Genomic DNA, 26,139 nt, shown 5'->3' on the forward strand with positions numbered 1-26,139 from the left:
GTCTGAATGAATTTTATTTTTTGGCCAATAATTCTTCGAAATATGTGCCAAACTCTTTCGAACGCTTCAAAATGGTACTTGAAGACACACCGAATTTTTCGCTTAAGTCTTTTGCAGACAACATGGGGCCTTTAACCAATTCATGGTCCTGCAAGAATCTCCAATAGCCGGCTACAAGAGCTTCCGGTTTTTGGACAGTTGGCTGCTGGCTGACGAGATAGCTGTTTAAGATGCTAGTGATGTTGTTGATTGTTTCTTCATCAAAATCCGCCTGCTCAATGTGCTTATCAAGTTCTGCCATCACCGAATCGTGTTCTGGAGAAAGCTGGATGCTTTCTTCTACGCTGCCAGTTGAATACTTAACGATCTGTTCAACAACCGCTAAGTAATTATCGCGCAAGTAACTTTCATCCTCTGAAGCATTGTCAGCAGCGATTTGCGCTTTCAACTGCTCGAAGAACGGAGTAAACTCTCCGACGATCGTCAAATAGCCATTAAGGAACAGAACGCCTTCTTTGCCAATGCGGGAGTCCGGAAGCAAGATTGCAAGCAAGCCTTGTCCGTTTTCCATATCTGTTGGCGGCTGATCAGCCATTTGGAACGATTCGCCTGTAAAGATGTCCGTGAACTGAGCCATTTCAGCATTGCCTTCGATGTATTGTCCAAGGAATACTTTTACGTCTTTCCAGTTTTCAAGCACTTCTTTTGTTGAAGGGCGTTGAGCCAATTCAATTTGTTTAGCTAAAAAGTCTTCCCATAGTTCTGGTTTTTTCATGAACAGGAAGTTTTCGATAACAAATGCCTGCGCATCGTTCTCAGCCATCGATTGCATTAAGCGTGGCTGCCATTCCTGCTGAAGTTCACGGAAGTCAGCAAGCTGCTCCTGATTCGGGTTTTCCGAGAAGAACTGCTGGCGTACTTTGAACAGTTCATCATTTACCAAATCATTGATGGACACAGTTTGTTGTTTCCCGTGACATTTCTTGTATTTTTTGCCGCTGCCGCATGGGCATGGATCATTTCTTCCTACCATTCTAATCACCTACATTTTTTATTGAGTGTAACATAAAATTGCGATACGCTCAAAAGTCTGACGATTCAGACGTCGCAAGACTCAGCTAAACTAATTCAAAAAGGCTTGTAGTTAGCCTTTAAGCGGCATAGTCTAACCAAACTTTCCGGAAGAGGTTAACAAAAGTAGGTTTGGCGCAAAAGCCGTATTATAATAAAGTGAAACAAGCGATGAGCAGGAGGGGCAAATATGTTTGAAGATCCCGTAAAAGAGTCATTTTTGTGGATGAGAGTCATCTTTTTGACAGTGCTGATTGTCCTGGTGTCCCGTCAGTTCCTGTTTGAACCTGTAGCCGTCCATGGCGAATCCATGATGCCAACGTTCGAAGACGATGACAAAGTCATGCTCGTAAAAATTTATGCGATAGAGAATTTCGATATGATCGTGTTTACTGCACCAAATGGAGTGAATTTCATCAAGCGGGTAATTGGCGTGCCGGGTGACCGTATTTCCATGGAAGGTGATCAGTTGTACGTAAATGGCAAAGCTACAGCAGAGCCTTATTTGGATAATAATCGAAAAAAAGCCAAGCAGCAGGGATTGTCCCGGTTAACTGAAGATTTTAATGAATTTATTGTGCCTGCCGAATCTTATTTTGTATTAGGGGATAACCGTTTAAACAGCATGGATTCAAGAGTGCTCGGATTTATATCACAAGACTCGGTCGTGGGTGAAGTGAAAATCAGGCTGTCACCTCTTGATCATGTGGGAATTGTGGAGTGAGAAGAAGCTGCTTGCCATTCCGAAACGCAAAACAAGACAACTAGCCTATAGCGGGCAGCTGTCTTGTTTTGCGTCAAAATAAGTTTAGTTTATCAATGCGGTTGATCGCTTCGACGATACGGGTTTCATCAACCAGTAGTCCAACGCGGACAAAACCTTCTCCGACATCACCAAATCCGCTGCCAGCAGCAACGGAAATATCGGCTTTTTCCAAAAGGAAGTCGGCAAATTCCACACTGGTAAATCCTTCGGGAACCGGCAGCCAAGCAAAGAAAGAGCCGGGTGGGGCGTCAATGTTCCAGCCGATGCGTGCACATTCTGCTGCGAGGACGTTGCGGCGTTTTTCGTAAAGGTCCACCAGCTTATCCACGCATTGCTGATCAGCGTTCAACGCTTCAGCTGCAGCCAGTTGGACGGCAGGAAAAAGACCGGCAAATAAATGGTCTTGAATTAAATTCAATGCTTCAATCATTTTTGAGTTGCCGACAGCAAATCCAATGCGCCAGCCGGCCATATTATAAGTTTTTGACAAGGTATACATCTCGATGCCGACTTCTTTGGCTCCTTCAGATTGCAAAAAGCTTACCGGTTTTTTCCCATCGTATCCAACGGCGCCATAAGCAAAGTCATGAACGACTGCAATGCCGTTGTCTTTCGCAAAAGCGACGGTTTCATCAAAAAATGCTTTGTTCGCGACGGCACCTGTCGGATTGTTCGGATAGTTTAAGTACATCAGTTTAGCCTGTGCTCGAATGGATTCCGGCAGTTCGTCGTAGTCTGGCAAATAGCCGTTTTCAGGGTCCAGCCGCATCAGCTCATAGCCAATGTCAGCAAGTGGCGCACCGGACAAGTAATCAGGGTATCCTGGATTCGGCAGCAGCAGGAGATCCTCGGGATTCAGCAGGGCCAATGGCAGTTCAACAAGGCCAATTTTAGTGCCGGCGAGGATGGCCACTTCAAGGTCGGGATCAATATCGACACCGTATTCGCGTTTGTAAAAGGTTACTGCAGCTTGCCGAAGTTCGGCAATGCCGCGAAAAGGTGAGTATTTATGCGTTTTTGGATCAGCCGCCGCTGTTTGCAGCGCTTTGATAATATGATCAGGCGTCGGCTGGTCGGGATTGCCCTGGCCAAGGTTGATAACATCGCGTCCTTCAGCGATGGCTTTGCTTGTTTTGGCAACCAGCGAAGCAAAAAATTGTGTAGGCAGGTTTTGCAGGCGATTTGAAAATTCCATGAGATTCTCCTTGTTTTCGAAATAATTGCACATCTACCCCAAATCTTATAGAGTTTAAGGTAACTTGTCTACTGGAGGAGAAAATATGAAAATTGCATGCGTACAGATGGACATTGCTTTTGGAGAACCGGAACGGAATTACCAACAGGTAATGGCGTATTTGACAGAGGCAGCCAATAATGGAGCAGAGACCATTGTTCTGCCGGAAATGTGGAACACCGGCTACGCGCTGACAGAACTGGAGACTTTGGCAGACAGCACGAACCGAACATTGGAGATGCTAAAGCGTTTTGCAAAAGAGCACACTGTGAATATTGTGGGAGGGTCGGTTTCCACAAAAAAGAAAGACGGTTTCTATAACACAATGCTTGTTGTCGATAAAACGGGTGAACTTGTTTCGGAATACGACAAAGCGCACCGCTTCGGTTTGATGGATGAGCATATTCATCTGGAAGAAGGCGTTTCGCTTGGCACATTCGAATTGGACAATACCGTATATGGAGGCGTAATCTGTTACGATATTCGTTTTCCTGAATGGATTCGTGCCCAAGCGCTGAACGGTGCGAAACTTATTTTTGTGTCAGCAGAATGGCCGGAAGCCCGTATTGACCACTGGCGTATCTTGTTGCAGGCGCGCGCCATTGAAAACCAGTGTTTTATCGTGGCGGTAAACCGCATCGGCAGCGATCCAAACAACGAATTCGGCGGCAGCACGATGGCTATTGCCCCTTGGGGAGAAGTTCGCCTCGACATGAAAAAAGATGAAGGCATCGGTTACGTGGAAATTGATTTAGCTGAAGTTGAAGAAGTCCGGAAACGGATTCCGGTGTTTGATGACCGGCGCGAAAAGTTGTATGAAAAGTTCAAAAAGCCAAACACCTTTCAGCAACTCCTGTAATTCCGCAATAAAACATATTTCTTTATAGTAAGAGCCGCTTCAGATATTTTCTGAAGCGGCTCTTTGATAATTTAAAGATAGGGTGTTGTTACCCCGTACTCAATCACTTTGGGAAATCACTTTGACCATGTGGTGAAAAGGTTCGCCGATAATCGTCCACGGTTCAGAAATGGAATAGCCTAAGTGTTTGTACAGGCGGATAGCGCCTTCTTTATCGACATCTACATTCAGCGGAAGTTTGCCGCCTCCTTTAGAAGACACCAGCTCTTCCGCAAATTCAAATAGTTTGGAGCCAATTCCTTGGCCCTGGTATTTCGGATCGACTGAAACGGTGTCGATGTACCATTCGTCGGTATGGGCTTCGGGTTCAATTGTCCGTTCGTGTCCTTGCTTTTTAAGCTGATCAATTAAATAGCGGTCCAAGCTTTCGGCTTGATTGCCGTGATAAAGCACTAAAATACCGGCGATATCGCCATTTACTGGAGCTGTGTAAGTGTAGCGGTAGCTATGGCGTGTGTGTTCACCGCGAACCATCTCTTCTACTTTTTCCAGCACAGCTGCCGGCTCTTGCTGCGCCGTCATATGGTTGGCAATGTCTCCAATGGCATTGATGATGAGCGGTGCAACTTTTTCAGCGTCTTGCGGCTGGGCTTGTCTAATGAGGATATTCAATGGGATCCACTCCTTTTGCTTGCATTAAGTCTGGTTTGGCTGAAATAATAGTATATCAATCAAACAGCCCTTTAGCATGAAGGAGGCAACAGTTATGGGAAATACTAAGCACGTCTTGACCTATGGAGACGCATTTGTCGATTATATTGCAGCAAATACAACAAACGATCAGTTTAACCGCCACCTGGGTGGCGCGACAGTAAATGTGGCCGCAGGCGTCAGCCGACTTGGCTTGCCTTCAAGGTTTGTCACGATTACTGGCAATGATGAAACCTCAGCTTTTGTTCGAAACGAATTAGCAAAAGAAGGCGTTGATTTAACGCACGCGATTCTAGTGCCTGAAAAGCGGGTAAGCGGCGTGTATATTCACCTGACACCGGAATTTGACCGTGTGTTTGCAGATTATGTCAATGAAACACCGGACCTTCAAGTAGCAGGCCGTGAACTAAAAAAGGAAGCTTTTGAAAGAGCCAGTGTCTTTCATTTTTGTTCCGGAACGCTTTTCCACCCGGAAGCGAGAGCCACAACTCGTAAAGCTCTGGAACTGGCAAAAGAGCATGATGTTTTCTGTTCCTATGACGTGAATATTCGGCCATTACGCTGGGAAAGTGAAGAGCATTGCCGCGAAACAGTTCTTGGCTTTTTGCCATTGGCAAGCATTGTTAAGCTGACAACGGCGGAACTCGCCTTCTTAATGGAAACCGAATCTTTAGACGAAGGAATAGCCCGGTTATCGAATTTTGACATTCCGCTGGTTTTTGTGACCGACGGTGAAAATGGCACACATGCAGTTTTTCAAAACAATGTTCTGCATGTTCCAGTCATCCCGGTAAAGCCAGTGGATACTACCGGTGCAGGAGACGCCTTCATGGCAGGCGTCATTCGCCACATTCATTTGCGCGGCTTGCCCGAAAACAGGCAGGACGTTATAGAATGTGCTGATTTTGGCAATAAATTAGGAGCGCTTTGTGCAACCAAAGCGGGTGCGTTAACGGCAATGCCACGCCTCGAAGAGATAGAAAAAATCATGAATCAAGGGAGCGAAACTCGATGACATTGCACAGTTTTCATTTAAAGGCGGATTGGCCTGGACTCCGCAATGATGTGGGAGATATTGAAGTCGGACGTTTAAAAACACAAATTTCGATTCCACCTGAAATGGATGGCCCGGGAGTCGGCACGAATCCGGATGAAATGCTGTTGGGCGCAGCAGCCACTTGCTACATTATTACGCTAGCAGCCATGATGGAACGCAGCAAGCTGGAAAAGCAGTCCCTGACGATGGAATCGGAAGGCATTGTGGAAGTGGAAAAAGGTGTGATCACTTATAAGCGCATCATTCATAAACCTAAAGTCGTGCTGAGAGCTGACGCATCTGAAAAAGACTTGTCCTTGGCACAAAAATTGGCGGAAAAAGCTGAGAGCTCCTGTATGATTACACGTGCCATCAAAGGCAACGTGGAAATTGAATTGCAGGCGGATATCAAAGCAGGAAGCTAAATTTTAAAAAACCTTCAACCTAACAGGATTGAAGGTTTTTATTCGGCCTATTTTCTCTGTGGTGTTTACTAATTTATATACCGGGTAGGGTACTTATAGATCGGAAAAATAAGAGGAGGAACAAACTATGTTTAATTATACAGTTAATACATCAAAAACAGTCAGCGAGGCAGTGGAATCATTAGAGGAAAACTTAAAGGCGGAGAAATTTGGCGTCCTATGGAATTTCGATTTAACGGCCAAGCTTCAGGAAAAAGGAGAAGATTTCGATACCCCCTACACTATTTTGGAAGTCTGTAATCCAAAAGAAGCAAACCGTGTGCTGTCGGAAAACTTAATGATCGGTTATTTCCTGCCCTGCAAAATTGTCGTCTATAAAGAAAGCGATGGCGTAAAAATTGGGATGCCAAAGCCTACTGCATTGATCAGCATGGTAGAAGATGCCAATATCAAAACGATTGCTGAAGACATTGAAGAACGGTTAATCAAGTGCATCGATCAGTCCGCGTAGAAGTGTAAGGCAGTCCAATTTCACTCGAAAGCGATTAAGTTGACTTTATACCTCAGGGGGTATAATCTGTAACTGAACAACATATCCTTTGTATTACAGGAGGCAAGATGAAGATGAAATACGATAAACTCGTCGAAAATCGATTGAAAAGAATAGAAGGCCAGCTTCGTGGTGTTCTCAAAATGGTTGAGAACGAGGAAGATTGCAGAGATGTTGTCATGCAGTTGTCCGCAGTAAGAAGTGCAGTTGACCGTGCTATTGGTGTGATCGTCAGTGATAACCTGGAAACATGCGTACGTGAAAGCATTGAAAAAGGTGAAAGTACAGAAGGCATGGTAAAAGAAGCTGTAGACTTGCTGGTAAAGAGCCGTTAGAAAGTTTTTTATTTGACAGCAGATAATATATCCTCTAATATACCGGGTAGGGTATAAAGTGCGGCGCCACTATAAAACGTTCTTTTTTTTCGCAAAAAAATATACCCCTATGGGTAATTTAAACTGGAGGCAATAAAATGGCACAAGAACAAAAGAAAACAACGATCGTATTATTCAGCGGTGACTATGACAAGGCGATGGCAGCTTATATCATTGCCAATGGTGCGGCGGCATACGATCACGAAGTAACAATCTTCCACACTTTCTGGGGATTGAATGCATTACGTAAAGAAAACCCGCCAGCGTTGAAAAAAGGACGCTTAGAAACGATGTTCGCAAAAATGATGCCAAGAGGTGCAGATAAACTCGGTTTATCGAACATGCAGTTTGGCGGAATGGGACCTAAAATGATCAAGACGGTCATGAAAAAGCATAACGCAATGACTTTGCCACAATTAATTGAAATGGCAGAAGAACAAGAAGTTAAAATGATTGCTTGCACCATGACGATGGATCTTCTTGGTTTGCAGAAAGAAGAATTGCTTGATGGAATTGAATACGCAGGTGTTGCTGCTTATCTTGGAGATGCAGAAGACGGCAACGTTAACTTATTCATCTAATCGGACTTAAAGTGGAAGGGAAAGATGCAGCATGGAATGGATGATATGGGCTTTGATCGGAGCAGCTCTTCTATGGATGGCTTACCGGTTCACTTCACCGGCTAAGGGAGTCGAATCGATTTCTACAGAAGATTTGAAAACGCAGCTCGGTAAAAAAGATAAGCAGTATATTGATGTTCGGACACCAGCAGAATTTAAAGGAAACCACATAAAAGGCTTTAAAAACATTCCGTTAAATGAATTGCCCAAGCGTATGAATGAATTGTCAAAAGAAAAAGAAGTGCTGGTGATTTGCCAGAGCGGTATGCGCAGCAGCAAAGCCAGCCAACTATTGAAGAAAAATGGATTTACTGCGATCACGAATGTTAGAGGCGGCATGAGTACTTACCGCGGATAAAGAAGGAGGAATCGGTTATGAAAACAATGACAACTCAGCAAGTTCAGGAACTAGTGGAAAGCAAACAGTCTATCAATTTGATCGATGTTCGGGAAACCAATGAAGTGGTAGCAGGGAAAATTCCAGGTGCCATCAATATTCCTCTGGGATTATTGGAATTTCGGATGAGTGAACTCGATAAATCAACGGAATACATCATGGTATGCCGCTCAGGCGGACGCAGTGGACAAGCAACACGGTTTCTTGAAAATCAGGGATACACAGTCACGAATATGGATGGCGGAATGCTGGATTGGAACGGTCAAACAAACTAATCGCCTGCAGAAAAACAGGCAAATTTCCAAGGAGGAAACCAAGTGGTACAAACAGATTTAACATTAGATGCAAAAGGATTGGCATGTCCAATGCCAATCGTGAAAACAAAAAAGATAATGAAAATGATGGATTCAGGTAAAGTGTTGGAGATCCTGGCAACAGATAAAGGATCCACAGCCGATCTTCAAGCATGGGCAAAGAGTTCCGGACATCAGTATATCGGAACTGATACAGAAGGGGATGTATTGCGCCACTATCTTCGGAAAGATGGAGCAGGAGCTCCTGAAGAAACCATCACCATACCAGAAATCTCACTGGCTGATTTCTCTCAAAAGGTTGACGGCAATGAGCAGATGACGATTCTGGATGTTCGGGAAAAAGATGAATTCGAAGAAGCGCATATTCCTGGAGCAATCCACATTCCTTTAGGCGAAGTGAATGAGCGGATGGATGAGCTGAAAAAAGAAGAAGCAATCTATATTATTTGCCATTCCGGCAGAAGAAGTGGCATCGCAGGAGATATGATGGCTAAAAAAGGATTTGGCAGTCTTTATAATGTAGTTCCTGGCATGAACAATTGGACAGGAAAAACAGAATAAAAAATTTTAAGCGAATATATACCCCTGGAGGTAATTGGAGAATGACTGTAAAAGCAATGAAGGCCAGTGAAGTGGCAAAAAAAGTAGTAAATAACGAGCCGTTGTTCATTCTGGATGTACGAAACGGCGATGCCTTCGCTGATTGGAAAATCGAAGGCGGCAATATCCAATATTTGAATACACCTTATTTCGATTTATTGGACGGCGTCGAAGAAGTGGTTTCAGAACTGCCGACAGACAGAGGTATTCTTGTCGTCTGTGCAAAAGAAGGCTCTTCCGTCATGGTAGCCGAAATGTTATCAGAAGAAGGCGTTCATGCCGCTTATCTTGAGGGCGGCATGAAAGCCTGGAGTGAGCACCTGGAACCAGTGAAAGTCGGTGAGTTGCAGGGCGGCGGCGAATTGTATCAATTTGTCCGTCTTGGCAAGGGATGCCTTTCGTATATGGCCATCTCTGATGGGGAAGCTGCTGTTATTGATGCAACGCGTATGGCAGATATCTTCTTGGACTTCGCGCAGGAAAAAGGCGCAACCATCAAGCATGTATTTGATACTCATTTGCATGCTGATCATATTTCTGGAGGGCGTGCGATTGCAGAAGCAACGGGCGCAAGCTATTACTTGCCTTCAAAAGATGCTGAAGAAGTCGTATTTGAATATGAGGACCTGGAAAATGGCTTGGAAGTAGCGATTGGAAGCTCGAAAATTGAAATTGAAGCTCTTTATTCACCGGGGCACACGATTGGCTCTACGTCATTCATCGTGGACCAGAGCTATTTGATGACTGGCGATATTTTGTTCATTGACTCGATCGGTCGCCCGGATCTTGCAGGTCTTGCGGATGACTGGGTAGGCGATTTAAGAGAATCCCTTTACACACGCTATAAAGATCTAGCAAACGAGCTTGTTGTTTTGCCGGCCCATTTTATGATCATTGAGGAGTTGAATGAAGATGGCAGTGTCTCCAAAAAGTTGGGTGACCTGTTCGAGGAAAATCATGGTTTGAATATTGCAGACGAACAGGAATTCCGTGACATGGTCACGAAGAACCTGCCGCCGCAACCGAATGCATATCAGGATATCCGTAAAACCAACATGGGTAAAATCACACCGGACGAAGAAGTACAGCGTGAAATGGAAATTGGACCAAATCGCTGTGCAGTCAGATAAATAAAAGAAAAGACAACTCAAAGGAGAGATTTTGATGAACGCAGATAAAGTATTGGACGCAAAAGGGCTGGCATGCCCGATGCCGATTGTAAAAACAAGAAAAGTTATGAAAGAAATGGACAGCGGAGAGGTTCTTGAAATTTTGGCAACTGACAAAGGAGCAAAAGCAGATTTGGCAGCTTGGGCTAAATCAGGCGGCCACGAATTGTTGGATTCACAGGAAAACGGCGATGTCTTTTCATTCTGGATCAAGAAAGGCTAAGAGCCGGATTGAAGGGTATCGACCAGATGCCCTTTCCCTTTTAGAAAGGTGAAATAAAATGAGTATGGACTTTATCATTGTCATTTTTATCATCGGCTTCATTGGCTCCTTTATCTCCGGTATGGTGGGAATTGGCGGTTCAATTATTAAGTATCCGATGCTGCTTTATATACCGGTCATGCTGGGATATACGGCATTTAGTGCCCATGAAGTATCCGGCATCAGTGCCATTCAAGTCTTTTTTGCGACCATCGCAGGAGTATGGGCATACCGTGGCAGCGGGTATTTGAATAAAACATTGATTGCTTATATGGGCGGCGCCATTTTAGTGGGGAGTTTTATCGGTGGCTACGGATCTACCTTGATGTCAGAGCAAGGAATCAATATTGTGTACGCGGCATTAGCCACCATTGCGGTCGTGATGATGTTCATGCCGAAAAAGGGAGTCGACGACATTCCACTCGATCAGGTTACTTTCAATAAATGGCTGGCCGCAGGATTGGCGTTTATTGTCGGAATCGCAGCGGGAATCGTTGGAGCAGCTGGCGCCTTTATTTTGGTGCCGATTATGCTGGTTGTACTGAAAATACCGACTCGGATGACCATCGCAACTTCGCTCGCGATTACGTTTCTTTCGTCTATCGGTTCAACAGTCGGCAAAATTGTTACGGACCAGATTTTATATGGTCCCGCAGCAGTAATGATTGTTGCAAGTATACTGGCAGCACCGCTGGGAGCGAAACTGGGGCAAAAAATGAACACCAAATACCTGCAATGGATTTTGGCGTTGCTGATTTTGGGAACAGCCATTAAAATTTGGACAGATATCCTGTAATGCAAAAAGAGAGGACGCCTTGCTTAAGGCGTTCTCTCTTTTTATCTGACAGTGCTTTCTGCACTTATATTTTCAATGCGATGGGATGGATAAGTGTAGTTTCCGGAGCGCTCGACTTGCGCTGCCTCGTACATGGCAAGTGCCACATTTCTCGCTTCGACAGGCTTGTATTTTTTCATCTTTCCCTTCAGCAATTTGCTGAAAGCTGGGCTTAGGATCGTTGCTGCTTTTTCGCCTAAGCGAAATTCCTCGCGATCTCCAAGCAGCAAAGACGGCTGGAATATGTGCAGGGCAGCCAAACCGATTTTTTTCAGTCGGACTTGCAGCTCTCCTTTGGTTCGGCTGTAAAAGACTTTGGATTCAGCATCAGCACCGAGAGCCGTGATGATGAGGAAATTCTTAACTTGCTGCGACTTGGCCAATTCAGCCATTCTTAGTGGGTATTCATAATCGACTTTTTTGAATGCATCCTGCGATCCTGCTTTTTTAATGGTAGTGCCGAGGCAGCAAAAAACATCATCAACGTCAAAATGCTTGGCGCAATGATCCAGCTTGTCAAAATCCGTGATCACTTGTTCGAGCTTTTCATGCGTCATGTCCAGTGGACGGCGAACCAGGATTTTTACTCCGCTGTAATTGGGGCTGTTTAAAAGGATATGGAGCAATTCGTTGCCAACCAGTCCGCTCGCGCCTGCTAGTAACGCAGTTTTGTTTTTCATAGTGAACCGACTCCTTTTTCTTTGTCTTCTATCCGTTAAAATCTACTATACCCCAAACGGCAGGGAATTGTCTTTTTGCTTTGAATCTTTGGCTAGAAGAGTACAATAAGAGTAGGAACGAACCGAAAGGAAGAAGTGCATGAAACCAGTGATCGTCGCTGAAAAACCAAGTCAGGCCAAGGCCTATGCCGAAGCGTTCAAAACCACAAAACGCGACGGTTACATTGAAGTCGCACCTGATGCGATTTTTCCGGAAGGTGCCTACATCACGTGGGGCATCGGACATCTTGTGGAATTAAAAGAGCCAAAGGCCTATGATCCGAAATGGGGCAAGTGGTCGCTGGCTGCGCTGCCGATTTTGCCGGATACCTATCAGTTTCAAGTGGCAAGAGGCAAAGCACAGCAATTTGGCATTATTAAGAAATTGATTTTCCAAACCGATACGGTCATCAATGCTTGTGACGTTGACCGGGAAGGATCTAATATATTTTATAGCATTTACTATCAGACAGGCGCTAAAAACAAAAAGATTCAGCGTTTGTGGATCAATTCACTGGAAGCCGACGAAGTCAGAAAAGGCTTTCAGGAGCTGCGGGACAACCGGCAGGATCTCCTGTTGTATCAGGAAGCCAAAGCGCGCCAAATCAGCGACTGGCTGGTCGGCATGAATGGATCGCGTCTTTATTCCTTGCTGCTTCAGGAAAAAGGGATTCGCGAAGTCTTTGCCATCGGCCGTGTCCAAACGCCGACTGTGTTTTTGATTTATCAGCGCGAAAAAGAAATTGAAGCGTTTGTGCCGGAACCTTTTTATGAAATTGAAGGTGTTTTTGACGCGGAAAAAGGCCGCTACAAAGGAAAGGCCAAGCTGCGGGCAAAAGAGCGGAAAGAGGCAGAAGAGCTGTTGGGAAAACACGCCATTGCCGCCAAAGAAGAAGGCATCGTGGCGCAGGTAAAGACCACAGAAAAACGCACACCGCCGCCACAGCTGCATTCCCTATCCACCTTGCAGGCAACGGCCAACCGAAAATGGAAATATAGTCCGGCTAAAGTATTGTCTGTCATGCAGGGGCTGTACGAAAAAAAACTTGTCAGTTATCCAAGAACCGACACCCAGCACATCACGCCGGGTGAATTTAATTATTTGGCGGGACAAGTTGAAAAATATCAGCAGTTGATTGAAGCACCATTCCCGATTGCTTCCAAAGCGCCGAAAAAGCGATTTGTGGACAGTTCCAAAGTCCAGGAGCATTATGCCATCATCCCAACAAAAACCATCCCCACAGCTAAAAAATTAGCGGGGCTGGCAACAGACCAGCGCAACTTATATGAGGAAGTCTTGCGCACAACGTTGGCAATGTTCCATAAAGATTATCGCTATGCCGAAACCAAAGTGACGACAGAGGTTAAAGGGTTAGCGTTTTTCACCACCGGCAAAACGGAACTTGAAAAAGGTTGGAAAGAGTTATTTCCTGTTGCTAAAGAAGCGAAGCAGGAACCTTCTTTGCCTGAGTTGCGGGAGCAGGAACCGGTGAAAGGTAAGATTGATATAAAAGAAAGCATGACCTTGCCTCCAAAACCTTATACGGAGGGCCAGTTGATCGCCATGATGAAAACTTGCGGGAAGTTTGTCGAAGACGTGGAAGATACTGAGATCCTCAAAGAAATTGAAGGGCTTGGAACAGAAGCGACCAGAAGCGGCATTATTGAAACGATCAAACGCCATGAGTATATTTCGGTTGCCAAAAACATCGTTTCCATTACGGACAAAGGGCGTATTCTATGCCAATCGATCGAAGGGAATTTACTCTCCAGTCCATCGATGACCGCAAAATGGGAGACTTATTTAAAGAAAATTGGCAAGGGCGAAGGCTCATCAGAAGTGTTCTTGGCAACCATCGGCAAGTTTATCCAAAAGCTGCTTGATGAAGTCCCGGCACAAATGCAAAAGAACGGGTTGCCGGACAAGATGGCGACACCAGACGCTAAAGATGAAATTGCCGTCTGCCCCAGATGCAAAAAAGGGATGATCGTATCACGGAGAGGCTCGTACAATTGCACCGAATACGACAATGGCTGCAAGCAATCATTCCCCGCCACATTCCTGAAAAAACGGTTGACGGCCAAACAGATTGAATACCTGTGCACAAGAGGAAAGACACCAGTCATTAAAGGCTTTGTGTCGAAGAATGGCAAAAAGTTTAATGCCAAACTGGTATTGGAAGATGGCAAGTTAAAAATGGAGTTTTAAAATGGCAGATAAAAAATTCACTTTCAACGGCTGCTTTAAAATCAGGAAGCTTGTTTGGTTGCAATGGTTCCTTTTTTTCTTTAATAATGAAGAGCGAAGGTAAGGCATATCATCCAAAAGAAAGGGAGTTTCGTATGAAATATAATTTTGATGAAATTGTTAACAGAAGAGGCACCTATTCCATGAAATGGGATGGAGGAGAATTGATCAAGCAATTCGGGCTGACCGAACGATACGACGCGGAAACCATTCCGTTGTTTACGGCCGACATGGATTTGCCGGTTCCCCAGCCATTGGTTGATGCGCTTCACAAGACAGTGGACCACCGGATTTATGGATATTCAGTTTTTCCGGATGAGTATTTTGACGCCATTCAGTCATGGCTGCAAAACCGGCATGGCTGGAAAGTCGAGAAAGAACAGATTGTCTACAGCCCTGGAACGGTTCATGCATTGAATATTGCGGTTAAGGCATTCACAGATGTAGAAGAAGGCATTATCATCCAACGTCCTGTTTATCCGCCTTTCACTTCAGTGATTGAAGGAAATGGCCGCAAAGTGGTGAATAACGCGCTGAAAGCAGATGACAAAGGGTATTATTCAATCGACTTTGAAGATTTTGAAGCGAAAGCAAAGGATGACAATACGACAATGTTCATCTTATGCAACCCACATAATCCGACAGGAAGAGTTTTCAACGAAGAAGAGTTGAAGAAAATGGCTGCCATCTGCCACGAAAACAATGTGTTGATTGTCGCCGATGAAATTCATGGAGATTTGCTTCGCCGCGGAAAGACATTTGTTCCAATGGCAAAAGTCGCCGATCACACTGAACACATCATCACTTGTACTGCGATCAACAAAACTTTTAACGTTGCTGGGTTGCATTGTACGAACGTCATCATTTCCGATGAAGAGTTGCGGACTAAGTTTGCTACTGAAATGGGTATGCAATTGGCGTCGCCATTTGCCATTGCGGCGTTGATTGCGGTCTATAACGAAGGGGAAGACTGGCTGGAACAGTTGACCGACTATATCGATGGGACAATGTCCTACATAAAAGAGTTTTTGGCTGAGAAAATGCCCGAAGTGAAGGTTTTTATTCCGGAAGGGACGTATATCATGTGGCTGGATTTCAGCGGATACGGCATTTCGGCAGAGGAAATTCATGACCGCATTTATAACAAAGCCAATGTTTTACTGGAAGATGGCAGCATGTTTGGTGAAGAAGGAGAGTTTTACCAACGGATTTGCACGCCTTCTCCTCGACCGCTTATTCGGGAAGCTTTGGAAAGAATCACCCATGAGTTTGAAGATATTTCCGGAAAAAAGCTTGAGAAATCAAGCAACCAATGAGTGAGTTGTCTGAAAAGATGCGCAATTGAACCTTTAGGCTCTCTTTACCTTTGGTGGAAAATCTAGTACAATAGAATGACTGGGAAAACAATAGCGTTTCCAACTTGGTATGAAATTTCATTCATCTGTTAAGATTTTTGTCCATACAATATGTAATTTTATATCTTGGTTAAATATTTCAGACAATAGAGCTGTTGTAAAAGCCGAAAAGAATGCCGCGAAAAAGGCGGCTCTTTTCGGCTTTTTTTATTTCTGAAAAAGAAGGGAAGCGATTTTTCATGCATTACTTCGTGGATCATAAGAAGAAAAAGATTCATCAACGGCAATTTGCCGGAGACCGGTGTGGATTTGTAGAAACACCTGTAGAAAAAAGAGAATTTACTGATCGAGCTGATTATATTGAGCAGCTGGAGGTTAAAAATTCATATGAATTCTGCCCCCATTGCCAACAAGCTCAAATCATCAGCTGAAATTGCTTCAATCTTAAATTTAAGTCAGCTGAAAAGTCTGATCAAATTTCATAAAAAATGGAGGCTGCTTTGAGCAGCCTCCAACCTGGAAAGTCAGCTAAAAGCTGGCTTTTTTATTTGGCAGGATCCAGAAGTACCACAATATAACCTTTGTCTGTGATAAAATCCCAATCCAGAAAAACTTCTGAGATGGGGTGCTTTAAAATAATTTCAATGCGCGTATCCAGCAATAACCTTCGTTCCAGCGGACGTTTGACTAATTTTAATTCTTCAATAAAACCGCCGCGTATCAACTCTTTTTCGATTTCAACAAAAATTCCTGAGCGCTCGATTAACAGCGTGCGCTTATTCAGCCAGTACAGCTCAGTCGCTTCAGGTGTTTTTTGTGCTTTTCGGCTGGCTTCATTTACTTGCTCGCGAATGCCCTCTACTTCAATATCCGAGTCCCATTCAAAATCTTTGGCAGGTGATTTGTCTGCCATAACAGCCAAAATCATGCCTGTGTGGTCATCTAAATTCCAATCGGCATATACTTCTTGCACTTCAAGCTTGCCAATTTTCCATAAATCCAGTTTAATGTCCGCGGCCAATTGATTCATCAGTAAGTCCCTTGTTTCCAAAATTCTCCGGTGTTCCTGCTGCTTGAGCAGAATTTTTTCAGTTGGGGCCAAAAAGCCGCGAAGGTGGATAGAGATAAACGGCGGTTTTACGGTTACGAATACAGATGTAGGGCCTTTTCCAAAATGATCGCGCAATAAAGTTGAAATATAGCTGCCGACTTCTGTGTGAATTGCTTTTTCATTAGACATGATTCGGTCTCCTTTAGTCTATAGCTATAACCATGTTGGCTTTTTAGCTTATAGTAGTGCATGTCCTCTAGACTTATTTAAGCCCCCAAAAGCACAATGACGTACTTTTGCTAGGAGCAGTAGTTTTGTAAAAGACACTCAGCTTAATGTGCTTAATTATACGGGATTTGCGCTATTTTATAAAGAAGTGATTGAATGATGTTAGAAATTTGATGACTAATTCATTTATTTTGCGAGAAACAAAAAAGTAAGTAATTAAATTAGTCTTATTGAATCAAATTTCAAGCCTTTTCAATAGTTTTTTTGTTTTATCATGATACAAAAAGGGTATTATCTGGAAAAAGCTAAAATAAAGGTTTTATTAGCCCAAAAACGGTTGAGTGAATATGAGAGGGGGATTTTATGCCTTCAGCTACTGTCAAGACCACTGACTATACAAAAGAAAGAAATCGAAGAGTCCATGCCAAGAGAAATGTCTGGTCTGGACTCCTATTTGGAATCGGGTTGGTGGCTTTCATAGATGAAACAGTTTTTCATCAATTGCTGCATTGGCATCATTTTTATGATCGTTCTACTGCGGATGCAGGGTTGGTTTCAGATGGCCTTTTTCATGCTTTCAGTTGGTTTGCGACCGTAGCGTCTTTGTTTCTGTTGGCCGATCTTCAACGCCGCAAAGCCTGGTGGCCAAAGCGGTGGTTAGGCGGAGTGCTGCTCGGTGCCGGTGCTTTTCAATTGTATGACGGCATCGTTCATCATAAATTATTGGAACTTCATCAAATCCGTTATGGAGTAGACTTGCTGCCATATGATCTCGTCTGGAATATAACCGCAGTGATGATGCTGGTAATTGGTCTGGTATTGCTATGGCAAACGCCCAATACACCGGTAAAGCCAAATGGCAGCCGTGAAACTACCTAATTCAGAAAATAGAAATGCGCTCCACTATGGCCAAAGCCAAGTAGAGCGCATTTTTTATTTTTCATATTTCCCTTTTAGTGGAACAAATCTTACATGATTCAACAACGTGGCGAAAATTTTGCCATTATCGTCCTTCTCAATCAATCGAAGTTCCTGGTCAAAAGAGCTGCCTACAGGAATAATCATCTTGCCTCCAGTGCTCAATTGCTCGAGCAGCTCAGTTGGCACTTTAGCTGCCGCCGCTGTCACTATAATCCGATCAAAAGGAGCCTGTTCTTCCCAGCCTTCACTTCCATCGCCAAACTTAAAATAAATGTTTTGGAAGTCCATTTGCTCGAGCCGCTCTTTGGCACGCATTTGTAATTCTTCGATTCTCTCTATTGTGTAAACAGAGCTGGAAAAAGCTGCAAGCAAAGCAGTTTGGAAACCTGAGCCTGTTCCTAGTTCCAACACTTTGTGTTGAGGTTGAAGGTCGAGCGCCAATGTCATTTCGAGAACGAGAGACGGTTGAGAGATGGTTTGTTCAAACCCAATTGGCAAAGCTTGGTCAAAAATGGCCAAGTCTTTATTGGAATCCATAAAAAAGCTGCGGTCCATCTTTTTGAAATAGCAAATGACCTCTTTTTTAGAGCTGTTCATTGCAGATTCCCACTTTCTTTTGTAGTGGCTTTATGAAATGAAGGGCTGAGCTATGCATTTTCTGAGCAGTCTTGTTACATTAATTTTAAGAGAATAACCGTGATCTGTATAGTAGTTGAAACAGGCTAAATCTTTTAAGAAGAAAGGACGATGGGCGAGATGGTTCAAAAAATGACGATTCAAGAGCTTGAAGAGGGCCTTCATCAACAAGGTGACCAACTGGAATTCGCCACTTTTGGCATGGGTTGCTTCTGGGGACCAGAGGCTCGATTTGGGGGCATGCAAGGAGTCATACAGACCAGTGTTGGCTTTGCAGGAGGAGCAGAGCCAGCGCCTACTTACAGAAAAATGGGCGATCATACGGAAACACTTCAAATCCAATTTGATCCTTTAGTGATCCGATATGAAGATGTACTGAAGGAATTTTGGCAGAATCATTACCCGAATCGTGATAATTACAAAGGAAGACAATATATTTCTTTGTTGCAGTACCATACAGAAGAGCAGCGCCTGATGATTGAGGAGGTTCAAAAGGAAATGGAGATGCAATTGGGTGAACCGATTGAAACAGAAATTTCGCCTTTTACCGGATTTGTTCAGGCTGAAGAACGCCACCAAAAATACTACTTGAAACGATACCCAAAGGCATTAGAGCAGTTGACGGAAATGTATCCAGATAATGAAATGCTGGTGGATTCGACTTTTGCTGCCCGGTTAAACGGATTTGTAAAAGGCTACGGAACCAAAGCCAGCATGTGCAAAGAAATTATGGAATGGAACATTGGGGATGCAGAAAAGAGTTACCTGATGGAATTCTTCTTAAAAATGAAATGGTAAACTTCAGAAGCGTTTTGACGTATTTTTTAGGAAAAATACGTCAAAACGTTAAAAAACCTTGATTTTAATAGTAGATGTTTTGCAAATAAAGGAAATAGCAAGGAATGCCGAGAACATAGCTTATAGGATCTTTTCCGCGAAAAGAAAAAGAGGTGACGTTTAATGGATCAAACTACATTGGTTTTGGCTTTGCTGCCAATCGTTATTATTCAATTCGCATTAATGATTTTCGCGTTGGTAGACTTGATAAAAAATCCCAATCCATATGGTCCCAAATGGATGTGGGGCATATTAATTGTCATCGTCAATATTATTGGACCTATTCTATACTTTGTTGTCGGGAGGAAAAACTATTGAGTATTCTAGAAGTGGAAAAACTGGCAAAGCGTTATGGACAGGAAAATGCAGTAGAAGATCTTTCTCTTGTGTTGGAACAAGGAACAGCCACTGCTTTAATTGGCCCAAATGGAGCTGGAAAGACAACAAGTTTGTCTATGTTAGCTGATTTGTTATCTCCCTCTAGCGGCTCCATCAGAATGGATAAAAAAACCACCATCGGTTTTTTGCCTCAGTATCCTCAGTTCTTCCCTTGGTTGACAGCGCTTGAATTTACAGAAATGGCCGCAAAACTGAGTGGCATTGATCCTAAAAAAGCAAGATTGCAGGCAACCCGTACCCTTGAATTTGTTGGGCTAGCGTCGGCTCTAAATAAAAAAACCGGCGCTTTTTCAGGTGGGATGAAACAGCGTCTGGGTTTGGCACAAGCAATCGTCCATCAGCCAAAGCTTCTATTGTTGGATGAACCGATTTCCGCTTTGGATCCAACCGGACGCAGAGAAATTATGGACTTGTTGAAAACGTTGCAGCAGGATACCACCATCTTGTACTCTACCCATATACTAAATGATGCAGAAGAAATGACCGATCAGTTACTTTTTATGAAAGATGGGCGTTTGATTGAGTATGGCTCGTTGAATGACGTGAAGAATCGGCATGCCCGTCCACATATTCGAATACGGTTTTCTAGCCCTGACCAAGCGGCAGTGTTTGCTGGCAAACTCCCATGGGAGCGTGACCTCAAAGAGAATATGATTTTTCTTCCGATTCGCCAAAACGGACCATCCATGCAGCAAATCCTTGAAATATTAGCTTCTGAAAAACAGGATATTCTGGGAGTCGATGTTCAAACAGCCTCTCTGGAAGAAATCTATCTGAAGGTGGTCGCTGCCAAATGAACCAATTTACTATTTTAATGCAAAAAGAATGGCGGGAAAACATTCGAAATTATAAAATTTACTGGTTGCCGGCTGTTTTCATTCTTCTCGGAATCACCGAGCCGGTCGTCAATTTCTTTATGCCGCAAATTCTTGAGGCGTCAGGCGGGTTGCCGGAAGGAGCAGTGTTTGAATTTCCGGTACCAACACCCGAACAGATGCTGATTGCAGTCATGGGCCAATTTCAAACAATCGGAATGGCCGTTTTGATTTTAGCCTATATGGGAACCGTTGCTGGAGAGCGTAAAAGTGGAACAGCGACCTTGTTGTATGTGCGCCCGCTTTCTTTTCCATTTTATTTTCTCAGCAAGTGGTTAACAGCATCAGCCATTTCTTTAGCGAGTGTTTGGCTTGGTTTTCTGGCGGGCTATTATTATACTTTTTTATTTTTTGATCGAGTGGAATGGACGAATCTTTTGCAAATGGTCGGAACTTATAGCGTCTGGGTACTGCTCATTGTTTCTATTGTGGTGGCAGCGAGTGCAACAATGCCAAATAGCGGGCTTGCGGGGGCTGTGGCATTTGCGATTTACCTCCTTCTTCAAGTAAGTGATGGCTTGCTTGGGACAAATTGGTCCGTTTCACCAGTAAAGCTGCCTCAATATGCAAACACTTGGTTAACCGGAAGTCCGGACAGTGTAAACCTCGCGGGGGCAATTGGGGTAGCGGTCTTCATTATTTTGGTATCCATTGTTTTTGGAAGCTGGGCATCCCGTAAAAACAAAGCGAAAACAAAAGTTTAATGGGATGCAGACCATACTGACATACCCAGTTCGTAAAAAAGAAAATCGTTTAAATTTCTGGAAAAGAGGTGCAGTGAATGCTTCATCATGTTGAACTGAACGTTTCAAATTTGCGAGAGGCCAGATCTTTCTATAGCGAATTGCTGCCGCCGCTGGGGTATGTGTTGTTCCAAGAGTGGGAACAAGGCTTTAGTTATAAATCAGGTCCTACCTACATTGTTTTTGTACAAACCGAACGAGCGTTTCTTCAACCTGCGCATCACCGCAAAAGACCAGGACTCAACCATTTGGCGTTTCATGCCGATTCACGCTCACAAGTGGACGAAATGACTGAAAAAATGCGACAATGGGGAGCGCGAGTGCTGTATGAAGAACTTCATCCTTTTGCGGGCGGGCCGGATTACTATGCTGTTTTTCTTGAAGGGCCCGATCACGTAAAGCTTGAGATTACAGCACCCAGTGAAACAACTGGCAATGCTTAAGAAAGAGCCTTGCATCTTTTTTGGTAAATCAGGCGTCAATTAGCTCATAGAACAGTTGGGATTAGCCCCAATAATTTAATAAGAATTGAATAGAGGTTAATTTTTATGAAGAAACTCGCAGTATTCATACTGCTCATACTATTGGTATGGAGTGGAATTTGGTACAGCAACAAGTGGATACAAACCACTGAATATACGGTGACATCTAACGAGCTGCCAGAAGCTTTCAACGGTTCAAAAATCGTTCAAGTATCGGATTTGCATAATGCGACTTTTGGGAGAAATCAGTCGTCGCTGATCGAAAAAGTGGAAGCGGCTGATCCGGATGTTATTTTTTTAACAGGAGACCTTGTTGACAGCAACCGCTACGATTTGGAAGCGAGCTTAGTGCTGGTAGACGCATTGATTGAGATGAGCAATGTGTATTTTGTAACCGGGAATCATGAAGTGGCCTCTAACGAGGTAGAAGAAATAACGGAGGCGCTGCGGCAACGTGGCGTAACTGTCTTGAAAAATGATTCAGTGGAATGGGAAAAAGGTGGATCATCAATCCAGATTGCAGGAATCGAAGATCCATTGATGGAACCGGATATTCATGAAGAAGAAGCAACACGCCACAGTCTTGACGATGCACAAATGACCGACGATTTTACGTTGCTGCTCGCACATCGTCCAGAGTACTTTCCAATTTATGCAGAAGATGAAGTGGACGTTGTTTTCTCTGGACATGCTCATGGTGGGCAAATTCGTATTCCAGGACTTGGCGGTTTGATTGCTCCGGGACAAGGTTGGTTTCCAAAAGTGACCGAAGGAATATTTGAAATAGACCAATCCCAAATGGTTGTCAGCAGAGGGCTTGGCAACAGCACTTTTCCTGTGCGTATTTTTAATTTGCCGGAAATTGTCGTAGTGACGCTGGAAAAAGAATAATGCTGCTGTGGCCATTTTTCAGGAGCTTTTTTATCATTAAACCCTAGTTTGCATTTGAAGATGTACTGTAAATAAGGAGGCTGCTCAGCGTGATCAAGAAAAAGGAAGTTACATTGCATCGGTATTCCTCAAAAGTGTCAGTTGACTACGATTTGCCGTCAGACCAGTTGGAATTTACACGGCTGCCGACAGAAATCATTGAAAAAGATGCTAAAGACCCCTTAAAGCACTTCATCATCATCAAAGCGAGGGGTGAAGATGCCGGTTTTTTTGAATTGGATGAGTCAGAAGACCGGAAAAAGTATTCGGATAATCCAAATGCCCTTCTATTGAGAGGATTTTCTGTAAATCCAAAATTTCAGGGCCGGGGCATCGCGACAGGTTCCATCTATGCATTGCCGGAGTTTATGGGAGAGGAATTCTCTAGTTTTGATGAAGTAGTGCTAGGTGTCAATGCGCGTAACATTCCGGCGCAACGGCTGTATCAAAAAGCAGGATTTAAAGATACTGGCAGGCGAATTATGCGCTCAAAAGGTGAGCAGTACGTAATGTCTTTGTACATCAAAAAAGCCAAGTAAGAGCAGTATTGCTCTCACTTGGCTTTTACTTTATTCGAAATAGAGATGCTTGTGCAAACTGCAGCCGGGATTGAACGGCGAGGAGCAGGATGGGCAAGTTGATGCGCAGGCTACATAGTCATCGACTGATAATTCATGTCCACAAGTTCCGCACAACACGGCTTTTTCATGAAATTTTTCCTTTGGCCATACTTGGTGATTGTTGCATCCAACAGCTTCATGACACTCAAAGCAAGGAAAGTATTGCTGGCAGCAAAAAAACTTGATAGCAATCCGGTCAATGGGTGAGTGGTAATGGGCACACCTTGTTTCAGCATCAACTCCAATCCCTTTCACTGTTTGGCGATGTGGCATACAAAATCTCCCTTTCTAAAAATGGACTGGATAAGTCGAATGAAAGAAAACAGCTTCCAACTAAGACATAATTATGAGTTTTGAAGTTCAACTTATTTGGTTTGTTTTCTTTCTATGCTACTATGAATAGGACGAAACTACGAATCTAATTCTTCGGGGCAAGGTGAAATTCCTTACCGGCGGTGAGCAGGAAACTGCAAGTCCGTGACCCGGTTAGGCGAATGCAGGCATAGGCCACTATGCTGTGCGCGTCCAAGCGGTGGAGCTGGTGAAATTCCAGCACCGACAGTTACAGTCTGGATGGGAGAAGAATTTAGAGATCGGCTTCGTTATGTGCCTCTTCTTTTCAATTGAGTTGAAATTGAAAGGAGGAATTTGTATGACCAAAAACCGTTATGTGGGACCAGTCTCTGAAATTTCGAGACGACCATCTTTAATCCTGCTCCTTTCCTCCGTGGAAAAAGAGCTTTTTCAAGGTACAAAAAACAGCTGGGAAACTGGCAATCTTGACAAAGAAGCAGGGCACATGCACAGACCAACCTTCAGAACTTTCCTTTCCTCACCACCTATACGCCCCATGGTGGAAAGCACCCAATTACCCATATTACCCCAATTAAATCTGCTCTTGCGGCCTGAACGGAGGAGTGTGACCAAATGTTTACAGGCATAGTCGAAGAAGTGGGACATGTTGCTTCAGTTCGTACTAAACCACAGGCGATGGAATTGACCATTTCCTGCGGACTGATTTTAGAGGACATCAAACGTGGAGACAGCATCTCCATTAACGGTGTGTGTTTAACAGTTTCGACATTCAACTCTCATACATTTACGGTTGATGTTATTCCGGAAACCGTCAAGTCTTCAACAATGATTGGTTTAAAGGCCGGATCCGGTGTGAATTTAGAACGTGCGATGCCAGCCAATGGACGCTTTGGCGGCCATTTTGTCAGTGGGCACATCGATGGTGTCGGCGTAATTCGCTCTGCAAAAAAAGAAGCGAATGCCGTGACCAAAACCATTGAACTTGAGCCTCGGCTGATGAAATACATGATGCTGAAGGGTTCGATTGCAGTGGATGGGACTTCACTGACCATTTTTGCGCTTGGCCATAATACGGTGACCATATCTCTTATTCCGACCACGCAGGAAGATTCGCTGTTAGGAGATAAAGGCATTGGGGACAAGGTCAATATTGAATGTGATCTGTTGGCGAAGTATACCGAACGCATTCAGACAGCAGAACCGAAAATCAGCCGAAGTTGGCTGGCGGAAAATGGATTTTAAAGGGAGGTACATCAGAGATGTTTTACACAGTAGAGAAAGCCGTCGAAGACTTGAAAAATGGCAAAGCAATCATTGTGATTGATGATGAAGATAGAGAAAACGAAGGCGATTTTATTGCATTGGCAGAGTTTGCTTCACCTGAAATTGTCAATTTGATGGCGACAGAAGGCAGAGGATTGATTTGCGTGCCTGTTGCCCAGTCCATCGCTCGAAACTTGGAAATCGGTTTGATGACGGACGATAATACAGACGAATTTGGTACAGCCTTTACCATTAGCATTGATCATAAAGACACAACTACAGGCATCAGTGCTTACGAACGTTCTCATACCATTACCAGTTTGATAAAGCCGGATGCGAAAGCGACGGATTTTAAACGTCCAGGCCATATTTTCCCGTTGATTGCAAAAGACGGAGGTGTGCTTGAACGGATGGGACACACCGAAGCGGCTGTTGATTTAGCGAAGCTGGCAGGATCGCCGCCTGCAGGGGTCATTTGTGAAATTATGAATCCAGACGGCACAATGGCCCGAGTGGACGATTTGCTGAAAGTAGCAGAACGGCTCGGACTGGGAATTCTCACAATTAAAGAGTTAGTATCCTACCAACATAAAAATCAAAGCACAACAACCTATTAATCTACCAGAGGAGATGGAATTGCATGACTGTACATTTTGAAGGATATTTAAATGGTGAAGGGCTGCGCATCGGCATCGTTGTCGGCCGCTTTAACGAATTTATTACAAGCAAGCTGCTGGGTGGTGCAGAAGACGCATTAAAACGCCACGGCGTTGGAGAAGACGACGTGTCAATCGCTTGGGTGCCAGGTGCTTTTGAAATTCCGTTAGTCGCCAAAAAAATGGCGATGAGCGGAAATTACGATGCAGTCATCACTTTAGGAACTGTGATCCGAGGCGCGACACCGCATTTCGATTATGTCTGCAGCGAAGTTGCTAAAGGCGTTTCAAGAGCTAGCGACCAAGCAAATATTCCGGTTATTTTTGGCGTTTTGACAACCGATTCTATTGAGCAAGCTATTGAGCGGGCAGGAACAAAAGCCGGCAACAAAGGCTGGGAATCAGCTGCAGGTGCCATTGAAATGGCGAACCTAATGAAAAAACTATAACATCCAGCTCCTGGGCTCCTGCTCAGGGGTTTTTTCAAGATTTAAAAACGGAATTTAAGGGAATAAGATGTATAACAGCAGTGGGTCTCCCGAATTTGGGGCAAGAGAATTAATAGAAAAAACCGAATCCAATTTATGGGTGAACGAACTAGAAAAGTGGGAAATAAAATTGAACTAGGGTGGGGAATC

At 44.0% G+C, this 26,139-nt stretch carries 34 protein-coding genes, 1 pseudogene and 1 riboswitch; of the genes and pseudogenes, 28 read left to right on the forward strand and 7 right to left on the reverse strand.

Annotated features, from left to right (window positions below):
• Positions 1–13: 13 nt before the first annotated feature.
• Positions 14–1,033, reverse strand: a complete 1,020-nt coding sequence (locus tag AC4EHK_RS02115) for a YecA family protein (RefSeq protein ID WP_490977146.1) — start codon at positions 1,031–1,033, stop codon at positions 14–16.
• A gap of 228 nt (positions 1,034–1,261) precedes the next feature.
• Here AC4EHK_RS02115 and lepB point away from each other — a divergent pair, with 228 nt between their 5' ends.
• The gene (lepB, locus tag AC4EHK_RS02120; protein ID WP_490977147.1) at positions 1,262–1,795 is read left to right on the forward strand and encodes a signal peptidase I; all 534 of its coding nucleotides are present in this window, start codon (positions 1,262–1,264) and stop codon (positions 1,793–1,795) included.
• A 73-nt stretch (positions 1,796–1,868) separates the two neighbouring features.
• On the opposite strand, the gene AC4EHK_RS02125 is transcribed toward lepB, so the two are convergent.
• Positions 1,869–3,032 (reverse strand): pyridoxal phosphate-dependent aminotransferase, encoded by a 1,164-nt coding sequence (locus AC4EHK_RS02125; RefSeq protein ID WP_490977148.1) that lies wholly within the window; start codon positions 3,030–3,032, stop codon positions 1,869–1,871.
• A gap of 85 nt (positions 3,033–3,117) precedes the next feature.
• On the opposite strand from AC4EHK_RS02125, the gene AC4EHK_RS02130 reads away from it, so the two are divergent.
• A complete protein-coding gene (locus tag AC4EHK_RS02130; RefSeq protein ID WP_490977149.1) occupies positions 3,118–3,930 on the forward strand; it encodes a carbon-nitrogen family hydrolase in 813 nt (270 codons plus the stop codon).
• 99 nt (positions 3,931–4,029) lie between these two features.
• Here the strand turns inward: AC4EHK_RS02130 and AC4EHK_RS02135 are convergent, their stop codons facing one another.
• Positions 4,030–4,602 carry a GNAT family N-acetyltransferase gene (locus tag AC4EHK_RS02135; RefSeq protein WP_490977150.1) on the reverse strand — a complete coding sequence of 191 codons (573 nt, stop codon included), beginning with the start codon at positions 4,600–4,602 and terminating at the stop codon, positions 4,030–4,032.
• Between the two features lie 94 nt (positions 4,603–4,696).
• Between AC4EHK_RS02135 and AC4EHK_RS02140 the strand changes: the two genes are divergently transcribed.
• From AC4EHK_RS02140 to AC4EHK_RS02190, 11 genes are all read left to right on the forward strand, one after another.
• On the forward strand, positions 4,697–5,656 hold the full coding sequence (locus AC4EHK_RS02140; protein ID WP_490977151.1) for a carbohydrate kinase family protein: 960 nt from the start codon (positions 4,697–4,699) through the stop codon (positions 5,654–5,656).
• Positions 5,653–6,102 carry an OsmC family protein gene (locus tag AC4EHK_RS02145; protein ID WP_490977152.1) on the forward strand — a complete coding sequence of 150 codons (450 nt, stop codon included), beginning with the start codon at positions 5,653–5,655 and terminating at the stop codon, positions 6,100–6,102. Before AC4EHK_RS02140 ends, AC4EHK_RS02145 begins: the two co-directional genes overlap by 4 nt.
• A gap of 127 nt (positions 6,103–6,229) precedes the next feature.
• Positions 6,230–6,613, forward strand: a complete 384-nt coding sequence (locus AC4EHK_RS02150) for a DUF302 domain-containing protein (RefSeq protein ID WP_490977153.1) — start codon at positions 6,230–6,232, stop codon at positions 6,611–6,613.
• A gap of 113 nt (positions 6,614–6,726) precedes the next feature.
• Positions 6,727–6,987, forward strand: a complete 261-nt coding sequence (locus AC4EHK_RS02155) for a metal-sensitive transcriptional regulator (protein WP_490977154.1) — start codon at positions 6,727–6,729, stop codon at positions 6,985–6,987.
• A gap of 137 nt (positions 6,988–7,124) precedes the next feature.
• Positions 7,125–7,607: a DsrE/DsrF/DrsH-like family protein gene (locus AC4EHK_RS02160; RefSeq protein ID WP_490977155.1), complete on the forward strand. Its 483-nt coding sequence runs from the start codon at positions 7,125–7,127 to the stop codon at positions 7,605–7,607.
• A gap of 31 nt (positions 7,608–7,638) precedes the next feature.
• Positions 7,639–8,004 carry a rhodanese-like domain-containing protein gene (locus AC4EHK_RS02165; RefSeq protein ID WP_490977156.1) on the forward strand — a complete coding sequence of 122 codons (366 nt, stop codon included), beginning with the start codon at positions 7,639–7,641 and terminating at the stop codon, positions 8,002–8,004.
• Positions 8,005–8,021: 17 nt separating this feature from the next.
• On the forward strand, positions 8,022–8,318 hold the full coding sequence (locus tag AC4EHK_RS02170; protein WP_490977157.1) for a rhodanese-like domain-containing protein: 297 nt from the start codon (positions 8,022–8,024) through the stop codon (positions 8,316–8,318).
• Positions 8,319–8,360: 42 nt separating this feature from the next.
• The gene (locus tag AC4EHK_RS02175) at positions 8,361–8,918 is read left to right on the forward strand and encodes a sulfurtransferase TusA family protein (protein ID WP_490977158.1); all 558 of its coding nucleotides are present in this window, start codon (positions 8,361–8,363) and stop codon (positions 8,916–8,918) included.
• A 41-nt stretch (positions 8,919–8,959) separates the two neighbouring features.
• Entirely contained in the window at positions 8,960–10,087 is a 1,128-nt protein-coding gene (locus tag AC4EHK_RS02180) for an MBL fold metallo-hydrolase (RefSeq protein WP_490977159.1), read from the forward strand.
• A 34-nt stretch (positions 10,088–10,121) separates the two neighbouring features.
• On the forward strand, positions 10,122–10,349 hold the full coding sequence (locus AC4EHK_RS02185) for a sulfurtransferase TusA family protein (protein ID WP_490977160.1): 228 nt from the start codon (positions 10,122–10,124) through the stop codon (positions 10,347–10,349).
• A 58-nt stretch (positions 10,350–10,407) separates the two neighbouring features.
• Complete coding sequence (locus AC4EHK_RS02190) at positions 10,408–11,184, forward strand: sulfite exporter TauE/SafE family protein (protein ID WP_490977161.1); 777 nt, start codon at positions 10,408–10,410, stop codon at positions 11,182–11,184.
• Positions 11,185–11,225: 41 nt separating this feature from the next.
• Here AC4EHK_RS02190 and AC4EHK_RS02195 read toward each other — a convergent pair whose 3' ends face one another.
• Positions 11,226–11,903 carry an oxidoreductase gene (locus tag AC4EHK_RS02195; RefSeq protein ID WP_490977162.1) on the reverse strand — a complete coding sequence of 226 codons (678 nt, stop codon included), beginning with the start codon at positions 11,901–11,903 and terminating at the stop codon, positions 11,226–11,228.
• A 139-nt stretch (positions 11,904–12,042) separates the two neighbouring features.
• Between AC4EHK_RS02195 and AC4EHK_RS02200 the strand changes: the two genes are divergently transcribed.
• The 3 genes from AC4EHK_RS02200 to AC4EHK_RS02210 all read left to right on the forward strand — a co-directional run bounded on the left by AC4EHK_RS02200 (position 12,043) and on the right by AC4EHK_RS02210 (position 15,976).
• Positions 12,043–14,151, forward strand: coding sequence for a type IA DNA topoisomerase (locus AC4EHK_RS02200; RefSeq protein WP_490977163.1), 2,109 nt, complete (start codon positions 12,043–12,045; stop codon positions 14,149–14,151).
• 134 nt (positions 14,152–14,285) lie between these two features.
• Positions 14,286–15,506, forward strand: coding sequence for a MalY/PatB family protein (locus AC4EHK_RS02205; protein WP_490977164.1), 1,221 nt, complete (start codon positions 14,286–14,288; stop codon positions 15,504–15,506).
• Positions 15,507–15,784: 278 nt separating this feature from the next.
• Positions 15,785–15,976, forward strand: coding sequence for a hypothetical protein (locus AC4EHK_RS02210; RefSeq protein ID WP_490977165.1), 192 nt, complete (start codon positions 15,785–15,787; stop codon positions 15,974–15,976).
• A 113-nt stretch (positions 15,977–16,089) separates the two neighbouring features.
• On the opposite strand, the gene AC4EHK_RS02215 is transcribed toward AC4EHK_RS02210, so the two are convergent.
• Positions 16,090–16,785, reverse strand: a complete 696-nt coding sequence (locus AC4EHK_RS02215; protein ID WP_490977166.1) for a Na-translocating system protein MpsC family protein — start codon at positions 16,783–16,785, stop codon at positions 16,090–16,092.
• 402 nt (positions 16,786–17,187) lie between these two features.
• On the opposite strand from AC4EHK_RS02215, the gene AC4EHK_RS02220 reads away from it, so the two are divergent.
• Positions 17,188–17,703: a DUF2243 domain-containing protein gene (locus AC4EHK_RS02220; protein WP_490977167.1), complete on the forward strand. Its 516-nt coding sequence runs from the start codon at positions 17,188–17,190 to the stop codon at positions 17,701–17,703.
• Between the two features lie 54 nt (positions 17,704–17,757).
• Here AC4EHK_RS02220 and AC4EHK_RS02225 read toward each other — a convergent pair whose 3' ends face one another.
• Positions 17,758–18,342, reverse strand: a complete 585-nt coding sequence (locus tag AC4EHK_RS02225; protein WP_490977168.1) for a protein-L-isoaspartate(D-aspartate) O-methyltransferase — start codon at positions 18,340–18,342, stop codon at positions 17,758–17,760.
• Positions 18,343–18,492: 150 nt separating this feature from the next.
• Here AC4EHK_RS02225 and msrA point away from each other — a divergent pair, with 150 nt between their 5' ends.
• From msrA to AC4EHK_RS02260, 7 genes are all read left to right on the forward strand, one after another.
• Positions 18,493–19,179 (forward strand): peptide-methionine (S)-S-oxide reductase MsrA, encoded by a 687-nt coding sequence (gene msrA / locus AC4EHK_RS02230; protein WP_490977169.1) that lies wholly within the window; start codon positions 18,493–18,495, stop codon positions 19,177–19,179.
• Between the two features lie 162 nt (positions 19,180–19,341).
• Positions 19,342–19,536 carry a PLD nuclease N-terminal domain-containing protein gene (locus AC4EHK_RS02235; RefSeq protein WP_490977170.1) on the forward strand — a complete coding sequence of 65 codons (195 nt, stop codon included), beginning with the start codon at positions 19,342–19,344 and terminating at the stop codon, positions 19,534–19,536.
• The gene (locus AC4EHK_RS02240) at positions 19,533–20,414 is read left to right on the forward strand and encodes an ABC transporter ATP-binding protein (RefSeq protein ID WP_490977171.1); all 882 of its coding nucleotides are present in this window, start codon (positions 19,533–19,535) and stop codon (positions 20,412–20,414) included. The genes AC4EHK_RS02235 and AC4EHK_RS02240 overlap by 4 nt, the downstream gene beginning before the upstream one ends.
• The gene (locus AC4EHK_RS02245; RefSeq protein WP_490977172.1) at positions 20,411–21,196 is read left to right on the forward strand and encodes an ABC transporter permease; all 786 of its coding nucleotides are present in this window, start codon (positions 20,411–20,413) and stop codon (positions 21,194–21,196) included. The genes AC4EHK_RS02240 and AC4EHK_RS02245 overlap by 4 nt, the downstream gene beginning before the upstream one ends.
• Positions 21,197–21,273: 77 nt before the next feature.
• The gene (locus AC4EHK_RS02250) at positions 21,274–21,678 is read left to right on the forward strand and encodes a VOC family protein (protein WP_490977173.1); all 405 of its coding nucleotides are present in this window, start codon (positions 21,274–21,276) and stop codon (positions 21,676–21,678) included.
• Between the two features lie 105 nt (positions 21,679–21,783).
• Entirely contained in the window at positions 21,784–22,608 is an 825-nt protein-coding gene (locus AC4EHK_RS02255; protein WP_490977174.1) for a metallophosphoesterase, read from the forward strand.
• A gap of 89 nt (positions 22,609–22,697) precedes the next feature.
• On the forward strand, positions 22,698–23,186 hold the full coding sequence (locus AC4EHK_RS02260) for a GNAT family N-acetyltransferase (RefSeq protein ID WP_490977175.1): 489 nt from the start codon (positions 22,698–22,700) through the stop codon (positions 23,184–23,186).
• 30 nt (positions 23,187–23,216) lie between these two features.
• Here AC4EHK_RS02260 and AC4EHK_RS02265 read toward each other — a convergent pair whose 3' ends face one another.
• A complete protein-coding gene (locus tag AC4EHK_RS02265; protein WP_490977176.1) occupies positions 23,217–23,540 on the reverse strand; it encodes a CHY zinc finger protein in 324 nt (107 codons plus the stop codon).
• A 145-nt stretch (positions 23,541–23,685) separates the two neighbouring features.
• Positions 23,686–23,856, forward strand: a riboswitch (FMN riboswitch).
• 63 nt (positions 23,857–23,919) lie between these two features.
• Between AC4EHK_RS02265 and AC4EHK_RS02270 the strand changes: the two genes are divergently transcribed.
• From AC4EHK_RS02270 to ribH, 4 genes and pseudogenes are all read left to right on the forward strand, one after another.
• Positions 23,920–24,210, forward strand: coding sequence for a hypothetical protein (locus AC4EHK_RS02270; protein ID WP_490977177.1), 291 nt, complete (start codon positions 23,920–23,922; stop codon positions 24,208–24,210).
• Entirely contained in the window at positions 24,195–24,824 is a 630-nt protein-coding gene (gene ribE, locus AC4EHK_RS02275) for a riboflavin synthase (RefSeq protein ID WP_490977178.1), read from the forward strand. The genes AC4EHK_RS02270 and ribE overlap by 16 nt, the downstream gene beginning before the upstream one ends.
• 17 nt (positions 24,825–24,841) lie before the next feature.
• Positions 24,842–25,444 (forward strand): annotated as a pseudogene (gene ribB / locus AC4EHK_RS02280) (3,4-dihydroxy-2-butanone-4-phosphate synthase); the annotation flags it as partial.
• A 41-nt stretch (positions 25,445–25,485) separates the two neighbouring features.
• Positions 25,486–25,950 carry a 6,7-dimethyl-8-ribityllumazine synthase gene (gene ribH / locus AC4EHK_RS02285; protein ID WP_490977179.1) on the forward strand — a complete coding sequence of 155 codons (465 nt, stop codon included), beginning with the start codon at positions 25,486–25,488 and terminating at the stop codon, positions 25,948–25,950.
• The last annotated feature ends 189 nt before the right edge of the window (positions 25,951–26,139 follow it).

Source organism: Planococcus sp. TJ-307 (assembly GCF_058268435.1).